The 15326-nt window shown below is 45.8% G+C and carries 19 protein-coding genes; 3 read left to right on the top strand and 16 right to left on the bottom strand.

All coding sequences use genetic code 11. From position 1 onward, the window contains the following. Positions 1-165: 165 nt before the first annotated feature. Entirely contained in the window at positions 166-672 is a 507-nt protein-coding gene (locus D791_RS08130; protein WP_081763782.1) for a GNAT family N-acetyltransferase, read from the bottom strand. Positions 673-857: 185 nt separating this feature from the next. Here D791_RS08130 and D791_RS08125 point away from each other — a divergent pair, with 185 nt between their 5' ends. Next, entirely contained in the window at positions 858-1994 is a 1137-nt protein-coding gene (locus tag D791_RS08125) for a hypothetical protein (protein WP_036510073.1), read from the top strand. Here D791_RS08125 and D791_RS08120 read toward each other — a convergent pair. Continuing rightward, the gene (locus D791_RS08120; RefSeq protein WP_051514344.1) at positions 1959-3893 is read right to left on the bottom strand and encodes a heavy metal translocating P-type ATPase; all 1935 of its coding nucleotides are present in this window, start codon (positions 3891-3893) and stop codon (positions 1959-1961) included. The genes D791_RS08125 and D791_RS08120 overlap by 36 nt on opposite strands. Positions 3894-3968: 75 nt before the next feature. Here D791_RS08120 and cadR point away from each other — a divergent pair, with 75 nt between their 5' ends. Then, on the top strand, positions 3969-4436 hold the full coding sequence (gene cadR / locus D791_RS08115) for a Cd(II)/Pb(II)-responsive transcriptional regulator (protein WP_036510070.1): 468 nt from the start codon (positions 3969-3971) through the stop codon (positions 4434-4436). Here the strand turns inward: cadR and D791_RS08110 are convergent. After that, positions 4419-4886, bottom strand: a complete 468-nt coding sequence (locus tag D791_RS08110; RefSeq protein ID WP_089503617.1) for an Lrp/AsnC family transcriptional regulator — start codon at positions 4884-4886, stop codon at positions 4419-4421. The genes cadR and D791_RS08110 overlap by 18 nt on opposite strands. Positions 4887-5045: 159 nt before the next feature. Here D791_RS08110 and D791_RS08105 point away from each other — a divergent pair, with 159 nt between their 5' ends. Further along, a complete protein-coding gene (locus D791_RS08105) occupies positions 5046-5978 on the top strand; it encodes a DMT family transporter (RefSeq protein WP_051514343.1) in 933 nt (310 codons plus the stop codon). A gap of 108 nt (positions 5979-6086) precedes the next feature. On the opposite strand, the gene D791_RS08100 is transcribed toward D791_RS08105, so the two are convergent. From D791_RS08100 to D791_RS08045, 13 genes are all read right to left on the bottom strand, one after another. After that, positions 6087-6647 carry a YbhB/YbcL family Raf kinase inhibitor-like protein gene (locus D791_RS08100; protein ID WP_036510065.1) on the bottom strand — a complete coding sequence of 187 codons (561 nt, stop codon included), beginning with the start codon at positions 6645-6647 and terminating at the stop codon, positions 6087-6089. An 89-nt stretch (positions 6648-6736) separates the two neighbouring features. Then, entirely contained in the window at positions 6737-7543 is an 807-nt protein-coding gene (locus tag D791_RS08095; protein WP_036510063.1) for a helix-turn-helix transcriptional regulator, read from the bottom strand. Positions 7544-7720: 177 nt separating this feature from the next. Continuing rightward, positions 7721-8410, bottom strand: a complete 690-nt coding sequence (locus tag D791_RS08090; RefSeq protein ID WP_036510060.1) for an NYN domain-containing protein — start codon at positions 8408-8410, stop codon at positions 7721-7723. Positions 8411-8763: 353 nt separating this feature from the next. Then, positions 8764-9390: a LysE family translocator gene (locus D791_RS08085; RefSeq protein WP_036510058.1), complete on the bottom strand. Its 627-nt coding sequence runs from the start codon at positions 9388-9390 to the stop codon at positions 8764-8766. 27 nt (positions 9391-9417) lie between these two features. Then, complete coding sequence (locus D791_RS21395; RefSeq protein ID WP_272944820.1) at positions 9418-9543, bottom strand: hypothetical protein; 126 nt, start codon at positions 9541-9543, stop codon at positions 9418-9420. A gap of 83 nt (positions 9544-9626) precedes the next feature. After that, positions 9627-10094 (bottom strand): OsmC family protein, encoded by a 468-nt coding sequence (locus D791_RS08080; protein ID WP_036510057.1) that lies wholly within the window; start codon positions 10092-10094, stop codon positions 9627-9629. A 79-nt stretch (positions 10095-10173) separates the two neighbouring features. Beyond that, positions 10174-10905, bottom strand: a complete 732-nt coding sequence (locus D791_RS08075; RefSeq protein ID WP_036510054.1) for an SDR family oxidoreductase — start codon at positions 10903-10905, stop codon at positions 10174-10176. Between the two features lie 121 nt (positions 10906-11026). After that, positions 11027-11398, bottom strand: coding sequence for a VOC family protein (locus D791_RS08070; RefSeq protein ID WP_036510051.1), 372 nt, complete (start codon positions 11396-11398; stop codon positions 11027-11029). Between the two features lie 106 nt (positions 11399-11504). Then, on the bottom strand, positions 11505-12389 hold the full coding sequence (bla, locus tag D791_RS08065) for a class A beta-lactamase (RefSeq protein ID WP_036510048.1): 885 nt from the start codon (positions 12387-12389) through the stop codon (positions 11505-11507). A gap of 65 nt (positions 12390-12454) precedes the next feature. Then, on the bottom strand, positions 12455-12820 hold the full coding sequence (locus tag D791_RS08060; RefSeq protein ID WP_036510045.1) for an MmcQ/YjbR family DNA-binding protein: 366 nt from the start codon (positions 12818-12820) through the stop codon (positions 12455-12457). Between the two features lie 57 nt (positions 12821-12877). After that, positions 12878-14056 (bottom strand): peptide-methionine (R)-S-oxide reductase MsrB, encoded by a 1179-nt coding sequence (msrB, locus tag D791_RS08055; RefSeq protein WP_036510044.1) that lies wholly within the window; start codon positions 14054-14056, stop codon positions 12878-12880. Between the two features lie 188 nt (positions 14057-14244). Then, positions 14245-14658: an alternative ribosome rescue aminoacyl-tRNA hydrolase ArfB gene (gene arfB / locus D791_RS08050; RefSeq protein ID WP_036510041.1), complete on the bottom strand. Its 414-nt coding sequence runs from the start codon at positions 14656-14658 to the stop codon at positions 14245-14247. Positions 14659-14786: 128 nt separating this feature from the next. Beyond that, the gene (locus D791_RS08045) at positions 14787-15314 is read right to left on the bottom strand and encodes a M48 metallopeptidase family protein (protein WP_036510038.1); all 528 of its coding nucleotides are present in this window, start codon (positions 15312-15314) and stop codon (positions 14787-14789) included. Positions 15315-15326 lie beyond the last annotated feature (12 nt).

The following is a 15326-nucleotide window of genomic DNA, read 5'->3' as shown; positions in this document are numbered from 1 at the left end:
TCTAATCCTAAGGGTCCAGAAGACCCTCATGATTAGAAAAAACTACATTAGATATTAAATACCGATAAATTTTATGGGAAAAGCAGGAACATTACGTGTGACATGATGTCGCATCAGGCAGGTGACTCTGATCGCGGCATTCCCAGAGCTGAGCCTGAGCAGTGGTTAGTCACCGTATTTCATAAAGACGGCCTCTTCACCGTAACTTGCTAGCTTGCGCTTTAATGTATCGCTCGGTGTCACTGGACAAAATCCATAACGCTGCCAATAGGCCTGAGAGCCTTGAACCGCTGTAAGCGTTGCCCGCGAGAATCCAAATTCTTCCGACGTGGTTAAAAACTGCCGCACCAGTAATTGCCCTGCGCCTGTTTTACGCGCATATGGGCTGACGGCTAAATCGTGTAAATAAACACAATCAGGTTCTTTACAAGCTTGATCATTGACTCGATTTAACTCAGGTGGGGCTGATGATGTCCAGGGTAAGGCCAATAGATAGCCAACAACCTTCTCTCCCTCACATGCAACAAAGCAAGTCTCTGGAGAGACCGCCAACTTTGAAGCCAAAGACTCGATAGATTCAAGAACCACTTCTGTATAACACATCGCTTGAATCTCAACGACCGAGACCAAGTCCTGCAACACCATGCGTCTAACACTAGGCAAACCTGCCATTTACAACTCCAAGTAGATCAGTTAATTAAAAAAGAGCACTTAAGCGTAATGATCTATAGAATTCAACTCAAGTTTTGGTTAATTTAGCGAAGATTAATTGATGTCAATGCGAATGGGTGAATCGGCACCTTATCCAACCCTTAACGCAGTGACAAGAGCCCATGACTGAGATTCAAGGAGTGAACATGGCATCATCATTAGAAGTCAAAACGGCCACCTCTTCCATACTGCTACTTTGCATCACAGCCTATTTCACATTTGAGATACTTTGGGTTTGGCTGTTTGTTCTTCTGATTGTATTGCCTGTTTTATCAAGTCGATTTCCAGCCATTGGCTACCTTTTTGGTGCAAGCTTACTACTCACTCCATTCGTGATCATGCGTTTTGACACGTCGGTTTATCTTCTGCTGTTTTCAATCGGAGTGGCTATCTACGGTGGTTTTTTGATCAAATCGACCCACGCTCAAATTACACACCGTCAGGACTCGGCATCATCAACCCCAAAAAACACAACACGCATCTCTGAACTGACTGATCAAACGTCTTTATTTGATCAGATTAAGCAAAGACAACAGGAGCCTCTCCAAACACCCTTTCGGAAGGGTCTGTTCGAGAGCTTAGTTCGTGCCCTCGACGGCATAACGCTTGTGGCCGTTGGATTGGTCAGCATACCGACGTTTCTAGCGCTTTGCTATTTTGGTTTAAAATGGCCAATCGTACTTGGATTAATCACCTTTGCTGTGTACCTGTGGCGAGTAACCCGCTATCCTGACACTCTAGCCATCAAAAACCCTTGGGATCTGCGCTGGCACGGATTAGTGCTTTGCATGTGCTGTTTACTTTGGGTATTGCTGATCAATCTAGTGCCTCAACACACTCTACTGAGCTTCAATTCAACACTTCCAGCAATCCTGGCGAGTTCGGCTTGGTTTGAATACGGCAGCCTACTCAGCACTTACTTAAATCAAATCATTACCATGCTCACCACTGGTATTTTCTTGGCCGTGTTATCAATCCTCCCAACAGTTTTATGCCTTCTACTCTTGGGCTGGCTGTTCATTCGCGCGTACCTCGGCCTCTCCGGTGATATTCAGCAACGTTTTGACATTATGCGCTGGCCCTTCGCGGCCTCAATTTTAATCCTTATCATGATTTGGCCTAACCTGGAAACCTTTCACGCCTATTTATTTGATTGGATGCTCAACTACGAAATTCAACTCACTTACCTAGTTGAGCTTTTTATTATTGGTTTTTTACCTTGGCGCGTTTGGACGATTATTTTTAAATCACGACGCCAATTGCTTGAATTTCAACGCACGTAAGCCATTGGCGACCACGAGTAAGCTCACTCCCATATCGGCAAAGACCGCCATCCACATGCTCGCCTGTCCCAAAAAAGCCAAGAGTATGAAGATACATTTTATCCCAATGGCCAACGCAATATTTTGCTTGAGCAATCGCATGCAGAATCTCGACAAACGAATATAGGTGGCGATTTTACGAGGGTCATCATCCATCAGGGCTATATCCGCCGTTTCAATGGCCGTATCCGTTCCTGCCGCGCCCATCGCCAACCCCAAATTTGCCTGAGCCAATGCAGGGGCGTCATTAATGCCATCACCGACCATTGCAACCTGATGCCCTTCCTTCATGATGTTTTTAATGGCTTCGAGTTTGTCCTCTGGCATCAAGTTGGCTTGAACATCGGTTATGCCCACCTCCTGCGCGATAGACCTCGCCGTATTAAGATTGTCTCCACTGAGCATAAGGGTACTCAGACCCAGCGCATGTAAGGCGTTAATGGCCTCCTGACTATTGGGCTTCAACGGATCAGCGACTCCAAACAGTCCCAAAACACGAGCATCTTCTATTAGTAATACACAGGATTCACCTTGGGATTCGATCCTTGCAACATCGGCAGTATAGGCTTCTAGGGGCACATTCATGGCGTGCGCTAGACGGTCATTGCCCAAACCATATCGATGCGAGTTAAGTGCCACTTGAAGACCTTGGCCTGGCAATGCAATCAGGGACTCTACCGTCAAGCGTTCACCGACATGCGCCAACGTCAGCGTTTTTGAAACAGGGTGGCTTGAATGCTGAGCGATACTAGAAGCTAGCCGCAGCACGTCTTCATCTGGCATCCCGCTGAGGTTTTTAAAGGATCTTAGCTCTGGCTGTCCCTGTGTCAGGGTTCCGGTTTTATCAAATGCCACGCGATTGAGCCGACTGCCTGCCTCTAAATGACTCCCGCCTTTAATCAAAATCCCTAAGCGCGCTGCTCTGGCAAGGCCGCTGACAATCGTAACAGGCGTAGAAATAACCAACGCACAAGGACAGGCAATGACTAATAAAACAAGTGCTCTGTAAAGCCAATCCAAAAAGGCTCCCCCGAACAAAACAGGCGGTACGAGCGCCGTCGCCAAGGCGATGAAAAAGATAATCGGGGTATAGATACGCGCAAACTGATCAACCAGACGTTGTGTAGGAGCCTTATCCGCTTGCGCCTCCTCTACACGCTTAATAATTCGTGCCAGCGTCGTATTCGACGCCTCAGCTGTCACTTGAAACTCAAACAACTCGGTTTCATTCAAGGTTCCTGCATACACCGAATCGCCCAATTGTTTTTCAACCGCCAGACTCTCACCCGTGATCGCGGCTTGGTTAATAAACGTGTGCCCCTTCAAAATGCGGCCATCCAAACCAATTCTCTCACCTGGCTGCACCTGTACACGCTGACCAATTTTTACCTGTGTCACCGGAAGGCTCTGCCAGTGTCCATCCTCCATCAAGACCCGAGCGGTATCCGGTGCCAGAGACAATACGCTCTGAATCGCATGGCGAGCACGTTCAACTGACTTTTCTTCAATCCACTCAGCCAAGGTAAACAGCACTAACACCATTGCGGCTTCCGCCCAATGGCCAATCAACAGTGCGCAAGTGACCGCTAAGCTCATTAAAGCATTAATGGTTAAGTCGAGTTTAAGGAGCGACAGCCAACCTCGCTTGAGTACCTCTGTTCCACACAACGCAATCGCCACCAACGCCAACATAAGACTGATCCAGCCCCATCCCGGCAATGTCCATTCAATCACTTCCGCTAGCAAAGCAGCACCACCCGCGAATGACAGTTTGACATAGGGTATGGGGCTGACTTGCGCAAGCGCATGGCTTGCTGTTTGATTACTAGAACAGGCTGATGAGCCGCAACAGTTCGACATTTCTGGATCTCCTTGGGTTTTATCACTATAGTAAAAACCCTAAAGTTACTTCAGGGTCAAGCCCGAGGAGAAAATATGCTCAGCATTGGTCAACTTGCTAAACGGATTGAGTGCCCAGTAGAAACTCTGCGTTATTGGGAGAAAGAAGGGCTGCTTCCCGCCCCCTATCGAGGTGACAATAATTACCGTTGGTATCAAGACAGTCATCTTGAGCGCGCTTTGTTTATTCGTAACTGTCGTAATCTTGATATGAGTTTAGCGGAAATCCGTCAACTCTTACGTTACAAGGATCAGCCTGACATGCGCTGCGATCAGGTCAACCGATTATTGGATGAACATATTTCGCATGTGACGGAGCGTATCGCCTCACTTACCTTGCTCAAAGACACGCTAGAGAGTTTAAGGCAACGTTGTGTGACCGAAAAAAATATAGATGCATGCGAGATCCTTGCCGGCTTGAGTTCAGACCAAACACAAGGCTCCACAGAGAAGTGCTCATCACACTTACGCGGGGTTCATCCTGGCTCAGGTCGGAGTATTTAAAGGTAAGGGAGACTCACCTTTTACCGCACGTATGACAAAGTTGCTGTGAATGTCTTTCACAAACGGCAGCATTTGTATTTGTCGAAGCAAAAGCTCGTAATGCTGTAGATCTTTAACCACGACCTCAAGCCGATAATCTGCGGTACCGGAGACTAAGTAGCAACTGATCACGTTTGGCATGGCCAGTACAGACGCTTCAAACTGGCTACTGGCTTGATCACCATGATGGCCTAAACGTAGGTCAACAAACACGGTCATGCCTAAATCCAGCGCAACGCGATTAAGTGATGCGCGATACCCTAGAATAACGCCCTCTTCTTCCAATTGCTTAACACGACGCAAACACGGCGAGGGGGATAAATTCACCTTGTCGGACAGCTCTACATTCGTTAGACGCCCATTCGCTTGTAACTGATCCAGAATTCGATAATCCAGCCCATCCAGTTTCATCAAAAAAGCCTCAGTTTTCAAAAATGGCATTTATCATTAAAAATAGAAAAATAATTGGCATTTTATGCCATAAAACTGAATTTCGATAGATCAATTCGCAAGGACATGCGCTGCATGTTAGCATCATAATACAGGCTCATTTTAGTAAGGTGTTATTCAATGAGCGCATCAACTCCATCCAAACCTTCCGCTGATTATCGCGTCCTGACACAAGGAAAAGACTTTTACATGGGCGTATTGGCTGCCCTGGTCACGGTGTCTATCTGGTCAGGCTGGTTGATTTCGGTGCGTTTATCCGCGTCGGGACAACTCACCTCGTTTGACTTAGCCGTGATGCGTTATTTAGTGCCAGCCTTGGTCTTGTTGCCCTTTGTTTGGCGTCATCGTGAAAAGATTCGCAATACGCGTTTCAGGTATCTGCTTGGCATGCTGGTTGGTGCTGGTGTACCTTTCTTTTACCTAAGTTCAACGGGGCTTCAATACGCACCTGCAGCTCATGCGGGTTTATTGATTCCCGGCACCTTTCCCTTGTTTGTCACGGCAATGGCGGTGTTAATTTATAAACAACCCTTACACCCCGCTCGCTTTTGGGGGCTGAGTTGGGTGGCCCTTGGAGTGGCCGTGTTAATGAGTCACTCGTTATATCAAGGCGACCTGCAAGTACTCAAAGGTGACCTACTCTTGTTGGGTGCAAGCTTTTGCTGGGCTTTATTTACAGTTAGTTTACGAGTTGCAGGACTTCCACCTCTTGCTGCAGCGGGTTTACTCTGTTGTTTATCCTGTGGTGTGCTCGCGTTTCTTGCACTTATGGGCTGGTATGAAACAGGTATTACCACCGCTTCCTCACAAGAAATTGCGACTCAGTTAGTCACACAGGCTCTTCTGGCAGGTTTACTGGCAGGTTTTTCATATGGTTTTGCAATCAACCGCATTGGGGCTGAAAACACCTCAGCCATTGGTGCTCTCACACCAGTCTTAACAGGTTTAGCTGCAATTCCTTTATTGGGCGAGTCACTGAGCCTTGCGGCGGTATTAGGAATGTTACTCATCGGATTAGGGGCTTACCGGGCAAGCCGAATCCGAGATGCGTAAACACTCGATGCAAATGTGTCACGCGATCAAGGCGAATAGTGCTAGACATGTCAATCGATTAGCACTATTGCCCAGAAGGAAAGCTAAATTAACGAGATGTATTAAATGTTAATCGCGCTTATATAAAGCCTCGATCGTGCTTGAGGCCAAAGAATGTGCATTGATCATATAACCCGTTAACGCACCCGACGCATTTTCAGGAAGTTCGAGCATTGTGGACAAGGCATGTATCGTAAATTGATAACGGTGTACCCCGTGCCCTTGTGGAGGGCACGCGCCGCCGAAGCCAGTGACACCATAGTCGTTGCTGATTTGGACACTGCCTTCAGGGAACAGGTTTTTACTCAAATCCCCCGCTCCAGCAGGTAACTCTGTCGTATTTTTAGGAATATTAATTATTTGCCAATGCCACCAACCACTTCCTGTCGGCGCGTCTGGATCGTAGGCTGTAATCGCAAAGGCCTCTGTGCCTTCAGGTGCACCAGACCAAGAAAGCTGTGGTGATAGATTGCCTCCTTCACAACCAAAACCCTGATACTCTTGGGCCTTGCTCATAAACTCGCCGTGCGTTATATCAGCACTGGACAGAGTAAATGAATCAGCCAATGCAGTACCTGACAATAACAAGGCTAAAAAGCAGATGGCCTGTTTGTTTTCGTTGCGTTTCATAAGAGTCTCCATAACTCGTGAAGTAAGAGCACTTATAGTATTGCCTACCCCCCTCATCGAAATAGCACGAAAACCGTCATTTATTCGCCCTAATCGTGCACCTTTGTTTTTCGCAGGTCTGTCGGAGTGATCCCAAAAAGGTGTTTAAACTTTTCAGTAAAACGCGATTGGGACTGATAGCCACATCTCTCTGCAATCCGTCCAATTGGATCAAGGCTGGTTTGAACCAAATGAAGACCATAGCCTAACTTAACTCTATCTTTAATGACCTGAAGACTGGTTCCTTCTGCATTTAGTTTTCTGCGTAAAGTTGATTCACTCATAGCGAGCTTTTCCGTCAGAGTTTCCACACTCAAATCACTAGAAACATGAGCACTAATAATATTATGTAGCTTATGACTAAGGCTCGGCGGTTCTATTATGGTACTTACCTGCTTATAACCCAGATGATAAATGACTTGAAGCATCTCCTTTTTTCGAAGCGCCCAAAAACTGGATGGCATAAAGGTGGACCACTCGATAAACTGCTGCAGAGTATTTTCTAAAGTTGAATCAATACGACCTTGAAAGTAGGTTTCTGTACTGGGTCCTTGGTAACTAAAACAATCAAAATCACTATAGTCAAATTCAATTACTAGAGCAAAATACTCATTGCCTTGAGAGATATTCCTCAAGTCAATGTTAGGACTATTTGATAAAAATATGAAGCTGCCTGTTGGACAGGTTATTTCCTGCTGACTCCCAAGCTTTTTACATCCATTCAGCACACAAATTAATAATGGCTTTATGATAGGAACATTGACGATCCGCTGCTCCTTGACGGATGAGTAAACCGAGAAAGGTAGCTGATCCCTCTCTTGCAGCGCGACTTTTGCTGCGTCTATTAATTTTTCCATAAGATGCAGGCCCTGAATGTGGTAAGCAGTTGCTTAGGCTTATCGTGTTGACTCCTTTGCTCCATGTAGGCAACCGTCCTCATTCTTATTTTTTGGAGACTCAACAGCATAACGAATCTTGTTATTAGAACACCAATCATACGCTTGATTAGCAGAGCCATCGAACCGCCCCTGTCGTTACCAATAAACAGGTTTTGTAGCGGGTTTTTTATTTGTGGGAACTCTAGTCGGAAACTGGTTATCTTGCAACTCAGAAAACTTGATATGACGTCGAAGCCAGTGTGCGTAGTTATTGAGCGACCCTGGAACACAACGCGGAATATTTTCACGATGAGGGAGAATAACTCCAATATGCATATCAGGAAAGTCTTCACGGATCGCTTTTAATGCAGGCTGCATATCCGTATCACCTGATACAAGAACCATGTGACGTATACGTTCTTCAATAGGAAGAACTGTTTGCTTTGCTGCCATTCGGTACATACTAATAGCAATATTGACATCCGTTTCTTTTTCTTCGAGTCTCCATATATCAACTTGATCCTGACGAGATGGAGGCGTATTTCTATCAACAAATCGTGGAGCTTTAGCTGGATCTAGTCGATGTCGTCCTAGGATTACCTCAACCCCCTTTGCTTTGAGCGCTCTGATGTACGTATCTTGGGCCTCTTTTGACTGGATTCCACGTGTCGAAAGTTTAGGCTGTACTGGCGAGGTAAAATAATGAAAAGATATGGGCTCAAATGCTGGATTTTCTATTCGTGCAACAGATGACAGCAGACTAGGAAGATCAAGCCACTTGTATCCCGTACCAGCTAAAAGACCATAGAAAAGGTTATAACCATCGATAAAAAATGCTGTTCGCACAAATTCTAATCCTTGAATGCGAAAAAACCGACACTAGGCCGGTTTTTTCACCCTAACAGCCAGAGAACTAAATCTCTGCGTACAGGGCTGAGTTGTGTTCTAATAATGATACACTTCCGCAAAGTTGTCAAGAACACCCTACAGCCAAACGATATTCCTCAGGTCAATGTTAGGACTATTTGATAAAAATATGAAGCTGCCTGTAGGACAGGTTATTTCCTAAGGTTAGTCACTTGTTAGTGTAGAAAAATCCGCATCAATTATCACTTTTAAACCTCTTAGAATGCGATACGAGCAGTAGCATTATGTGTCTGGAAGCCAGTGCTACATGCGTCTCTATCTCAAGTCGCACATTAAGTCTTCATTATAAGATAGACACCGGCACCTACCAGAACACCACCCGATGCGATCTTCATAGCAGGGTACGCCTTTTTCTGTCGTTTTAGGACACCCGGTAAGGATACGATTTTGCTAGCAGAATAGGCATAGAACAATTTTACACCACCCACTGCAAACACCGTTAAAAGGCTAATCACTATAACGTCTGAAGTATTCAGTGTGGTCAAATCAACAAAAGCAGGAAACAAACTTGCGTAGAAGAGAATGGCCTTTACATCGCCAAGTGTCAGAATTAAACCTGCCAGAAAACTTGTTGACAATGTCGAGGCTGAGTGACCGACAGAAACCTGCGCCCTAGCCTTCGACCGCAAAAGGCTGATGCCAAACCAGATTAGATATGCACCAGCCATATATCTTAGAATCAGGAAAAAACCACCCATCACTTCTGCCAGCGCCGTCATTCCGAAAATGGCCAGAAAAACGAAAATAAGATCTCCGAGTACGATGCCAACTGAAACAGCGGCACCATTTAAAAATCCAGCGGTTGAAGAACGAGCAATAACTAAGGCCACACTAGTGCTAGGAACCAGTGCTAACATTACCATCACGGCAAATAGAACAACTATTTCAAGTATATTCATCACGACCTCTTGGCCTAACTGATAATCCTACGTTAAAAAAGCGCCTGTATCTTTTTTACGTTCAGTATCAGAAAGCTCTGAACACACGGTATACATCCGCTGGTTCATCCAGCGATTATAGGCCGCCATATCTCTAGCCTGAACTGCAAGCATGTAATACTCTCCTTTTAATATGGGTCTAGCGTTCGTGAGCAGTCGATTGTCCCTAGAAACACCTTCTGACCATGGCTTATTAGTTAAGTGATAATTTCTGTGCTGACCTCTGTTTTTACCGAGTTAGCAATAAAGCATTGTTCATGAGAAAGATGGTGGATTTTTTCAAGATCATCTCTTGAGGGAATCCGATCCCCTGAAAACTCTACTTTCGGGCGGAGCGTAACCTTGGTCATGGATATCTTCCCTGATCCATCTTTTTCCATGATACCCTTAGCATCATCAGAATAGCTTTCCACCACATAGCCTTTTTTGGCTGCAATTGATAGAAAAAAAAGCATATGACAACTCGACAAGGAGGCAATAAACGCTTCCTCGGGATCAACATTTGCTTCAACCGAATAAGGTAAAGGCACTACATGGGGTGACGATGAAGCAGGTACAGTAACACCCCCATCAAACTCCCATACATGGCCACGGCTATATTTATTGTCGACGAAGGGTTCATCCTTACCACGACCCCATTTCACTAAAGCAAAATATTCGGACATTTCATCTCCAACTTAGTGTATCTCCAAAGCTAGAACACCCTATTAAGTTCTGGAGTGGGTTTGCTTGGTGTAACCCCAGCTATTTCCCTCCGGCCAGATCGATGAAGGATCCAGTAACATAGGATGCTTCATCTGATAATAACCAAGCAATAGCATTTGCCACTTCATCAGGTGTACCACCACGTTGCAATGGTATTTGAGGCGCTAAGCGGTCAACCCGATTGGGCTCACCGCCATCGGCATGCATATCGGTATAAATAAAACCGGGCCTTACTGAATTTACACGAATACCCTGAGCGGCAACTTCCAAGGACAACCCTTTGGTCAATGAATCCATCGCCCCTTTAGAGGCTGCATAATCAATATACTCAAAGGGCGAGCCTGTCCGTGAAGCAACAGATGATACATTCACGATAGCGCCTGTCGATTTATTTCGATTGATAAATTCACGTGAGCAAAGAAAACAGCTCGTTACATTAGATAACATAACTTTGTTAAATCGTTCAACATCCATGTCGGCAAGACACGACTGAGGATACAAAATGCCTGCGTTATTCACTAAATGTGTAGCATGGCCATAGGTTTTTTCGGTTACATCGAATAACGCTACAACGTCAGTTTCTTTGGAAACATCAGCTTGGTACGAAAACGCTTGACCACCAAGCGCCGTAATCTCAGCAACGACAGCCTCGGCACTTTTGGCATCTGAGCGGTAATTGACACAGACAGCATACCCTCTTGATGCTAACAACTTCGCAGTGGCCGCACCAATTCCTCGACCACCGCCAGTAACGATAACGACTTTATTCATCGTATTTCCCCTGATAACACGTGATTCGAAATCACCCACCACCTTGCAGTTACCTATCCGACACGACGAGTGACAGGTTGAACAGGGAAATGGATATATCGCCAGTAAAGTCTTCTTCTACTCAAAATGAGTCTATGTCTTCACCAAACATAATTCGATGACCTTCTGGTGTCGCGACACCAAACTCACGCATGCCCCAAGGCTTATTGGACAGGGCTTGAAAAATTTCGGCTCCGCGCTGCATATAATCACGGTAAATGTCGTCAATGCCCTCACAGTTCACATAAGCAAAGTACGAATGCTCATGTGTATCGCGCGCTGGGACTTCGTCTGGGCAGTGCCCAAGCATGACATGAAAGCTGCCAAGGCTAAGAAATGACCAGCCCTCTACGCGAAATCGTACAGAAAAGCCAAGCTTGTCGAGAAAGTATCTCTCGGTCATTTCGACATCATTAACGGCTAAAACATGCTGGGTTGCTTTCACTTCAAACATTGACGACTCCACTACAAACATGTGCAATTCTACAATAAAAGATAGGCTAACACTGTACCTGTAAGCAACCGATCAATACCGGACGTACCCGACCTCGTATCCAATATCATTTGGCCTCAACCACGTCTTTGATCACACGTCCCAATTCAGCAATCGCAGTGTTTCTGTCCTCAAAGGACGCTGTCGTTTCTGTTATGTAAAATGCCACCACTATCGGTAAGCGCTCTGGCGGCCAGATTACCGCCGTAATAGCTCTAGACCCAAATCCACCCGCTCCCGTTCTATCGGCTATAATCCATTCTGCGGGCATACTTGCTCTGAATAAGCCGTCAGCCACTTTATTTCCGACGAGCCACTCTCGCAATTGGCTTTTAGAGTTAGGGGACAAAACATCACCCAGCAGCAACCCTTTAAGATTAGCCACCATCGCATTGGGCGTAGTTGTATCTCGATCATCACCGGGAGTCGCCTGATTCAGCTCTGTTTCCCAGCGATCCAATCGCGTGACATTATCGCCGATTTCCCTCGCGAACTCAGTCACGACCCCTGGCCCACCCATGGCCTGTAAAATGAGATTTGCAGCCGTATTATCACTGGTCGTCATCGTCGCTTCGCATAACTCAAAAAGGGACATTTCCCGATTATCGGCATGCTGCTCTGTAATGGGTGAGTAAGTCACAAGATCGGATTTTGAAAAACTGACTGTTCTTTCAAGTTGCTCTTGATTGCTATCAACACGCTGAAGCAAGGCAGCACAGGCTAATGTTTTAAAAGTACTGGACATAGCAAACCGTTGGTCCGCATTGTATTCCCAACGCACTCCTGTCTCCGAATCATACGCAGAGAAACCGATCCGTGCATCAAGCACATTTTCTATGCGCTGGAGTTCAGTCATCAGGGCATCGTCCTGAGCCTGTACCAAAACCGAAGGGAGCATCAAACATACAGACAAAATACCGCTTAAAAAAAGCGGGCCACGGCGTTTACTCATTCCTTACACTCCTTTCAAAATAAGAGCCTTCCTGAATCCTTTTTCATAAGACAGATTCACGACGCTTACTCAGGGCTCAACCCTAATTCTTTTTGTTTACGCTTGCTCAGCCCGAGCGACACAATACGATAAGATTCTGACAAATAATATCTTAACTCTTCGTCCAACTCACTAGATGTGCCTATTTGCTGGATCCATTTCATACCACGATTGGCAAAGTAAGGCGCGGGTATGTACCCATCTAACTCGCTGAGAAGATCAAAATTCAAACTTGAGACTTTAAATGTAAACGCCGGTTGTTTGTTCTTTCCCCATCCACCAATAGCAAACACCTTGCCGCCGACTTTCCAAACCTGCGAGTTTCCCCATTGCACAACGTGGGTAGTCGCTGGAAACGAACCACAAAAGTGATTGAACTCATCATAATTCATGTTTGTATTTCCAAGCCTTAAAATTCCGTCATAACCCGCATGTGTTACTCATTGCGACTACTCCACCTCACTGATCAATGCACCATATCCCTGCATTTCCATCTCCTCAATTGGGATAAACCTCATCGCAGCGGAGTTCATGCAATAACGTAAACCCGTGGGGGCTGGGCCATCATTGAATACATGCCCCAAATGTGAATCGGCAAAGCGGCTACGCACTTCGGTCCGGACTGAGAAAAAGCTTCTATCCTCTTTTTCCACTACCCAATCGGCATGAATAGGTCGAGTGAAGCTGGGCCAGCCAGTGCCCGAGTCATATTTGTCACGAGATGAAAACAGAGGCTCTCCAGACACAACATCGACATAGATTCCGGCTCGTTTCTCATCATTGTATTGATTCCTGAACGGACGCTCCGTACCGTCTTTTTGAGTAACGTAATACTGCTCCTCAGTCAGACGCGCCTTGAGCTCACTGTCGCTCGGTTTTACAAATGTATCTGGATTAAACCCCTCCGCTTGGATTGATTGTGAGCGAGATGCCTGAGAATTGGCAGCGTCAGGTACGTCGATATTTTGTGGACGGTACAACGTGTAATCCACCGCTCTATCACTCCCCCAAACGGCATCGATGAACTGGTAACGCCCTGAGTTGCGTGTATAGAATGCATACCGTAGTGGATTCTTCTTGTAATAATCTTGGTGGTATTCTTCAGCTTCATAGAAAACTTTGAAAGGGACGATTTCAATGACTACGGGGTTGTCGTATCGACCTGATGCTTCCAGTGCCATCACCGCAGCATCTGCCGCGTGTTTTTGGGCTTCATTATGATAAAAAATGGCTGGGCGATATTGCTGACCTCGATCAACATACTGACCTTCAGCATCCGTCGGGTTAGCGGTACGCCACAGCGTCTGCAAAAGCCCTTCATAGGTGATCACTGTGGGATCATAAAAGACCTGCACGGCCTCCGTATGACCCGTCAGCCCACCTGCCACTTGCTGATAGGTTGGATTAACCTCATCCCCTCCGCTGTAACCGGATACCGCCTCTACTACTCCAGGTACCTTTTCAAAGGCTTCCTCCACGCACCAAAAGCACCCACCTGCAAAGGTAGCAATGGCCAACGTAGGATCATCGGGTGCGTATTTAGAAGTGGCAGCGTTGGATGCGTTGAGGTGGAATCCTGCCAGCAACATGACCATTGCCGTGAACATGAATAGCGCATAGCGTTTCATAAACTTACCCTCTTATCCTGTGAATACTGGAATCAATTTAAATGAAGCGCATCACAGGCCGTTCTCAAGTTTGATGTGTTTTTATCACATCGGTTCAATTTGATACGTATACGGGTAAACCCATGCAGAAAGATGCTCTTCTCTCTGCTTATTTTTCTACTCGAATGTCTTAGGCTCTGGCAACACAATCAGAAATCCACTTTATTACGCAGTGTCTTCGTTTTACCACGCTGAGTTTTTTCATCTACTCGGCGGCGCTGAGAGCCCTTGGTGGGTTTGGTGGCTCGGCGTAATTTAACCGGTTTAGTGGCCTCCTGAATCAATTCTTTCAGCCGCTGCAGAGCATCCTCCTTGTTCATTTCCAAAGTACGAAAGCGCTGAGCTTTGATCACAACCACCCCATCTTGGGTAATCCGCTGATCCGAATAGCTCAGCAACCGTTCTTTATAAATAGGCAGCAAAGACGATCGCTGAATATCAAAGCGTAAATGCACGGCAGACGCGACCTTGTTAACGTTTTGCCCACCCGCTCCTTGGGCACGAATCGCTTGGAATTCAATTTCCCAGTCAGCTAAGTGAATATTTTCAGTAATTTCGAGCAAAAGAGCCTCTTCGTTAAGCTATTATCTGCTGATCAGTATAACCGAAATGATCGATGTAGTTGCAAGGTGCAATTTAGCTGGACTTTATTGCCAATTAAAGCGATGACGATAGCTCAAAGTGTGTGTAATTAATCCGTTGATCTTCCCCATAAATCACCAAAACGATCTCGGTGACACAGGTACAAACGAAGATCAAATTCAAGTTGATGGTAGTCGGGCTCCATATAACAACAGAGCTTGTAAAACGCCTTGTCATGCTCTTTTTCACGCAAGTGCGCAAGTTCATGGACCAGAATCATCCGCAAAAATGGCTCCGGAACTTTACGAAATAAAGAAGAAATCCGAATCTCGTTTTTCGACTTCAATTTAGCGCCCTGCACTCGTGATACGTAGGTATGTAGACCTAAGGCATTATTAATAATATGAATTTTATCATCATATACCACCTTGCTGATCGGCGTTGAACTGCGCATAAACTGATTTTTAATGGCCTGAGCATAGTCATACAACGCCCTTTCTGACACCAGCTCATGCACTTTTGGATACTTGTTCTGCAACCAAACACCGGATGTATTGTTATCCAACAACGCCAGTGCCTGCTGCTGAACTTGTGGGCTGTAGCCACTGAGGTAATTCAGTATTTTTGTCTGACTCATAAAACTATGTAT

Origin of the sequence: Nitrincola nitratireducens, from assembly GCF_000585235.1 — a bacterium.
Taxonomy (GTDB): Bacteria; Pseudomonadota; Gammaproteobacteria; order Pseudomonadales; family Balneatricaceae; genus Nitrincola; species Nitrincola alkalisediminis.
The sequence above is the reverse complement of the archived record's forward strand: the minus strand, read 5'-3'. Positions and strand labels throughout refer to the sequence as shown.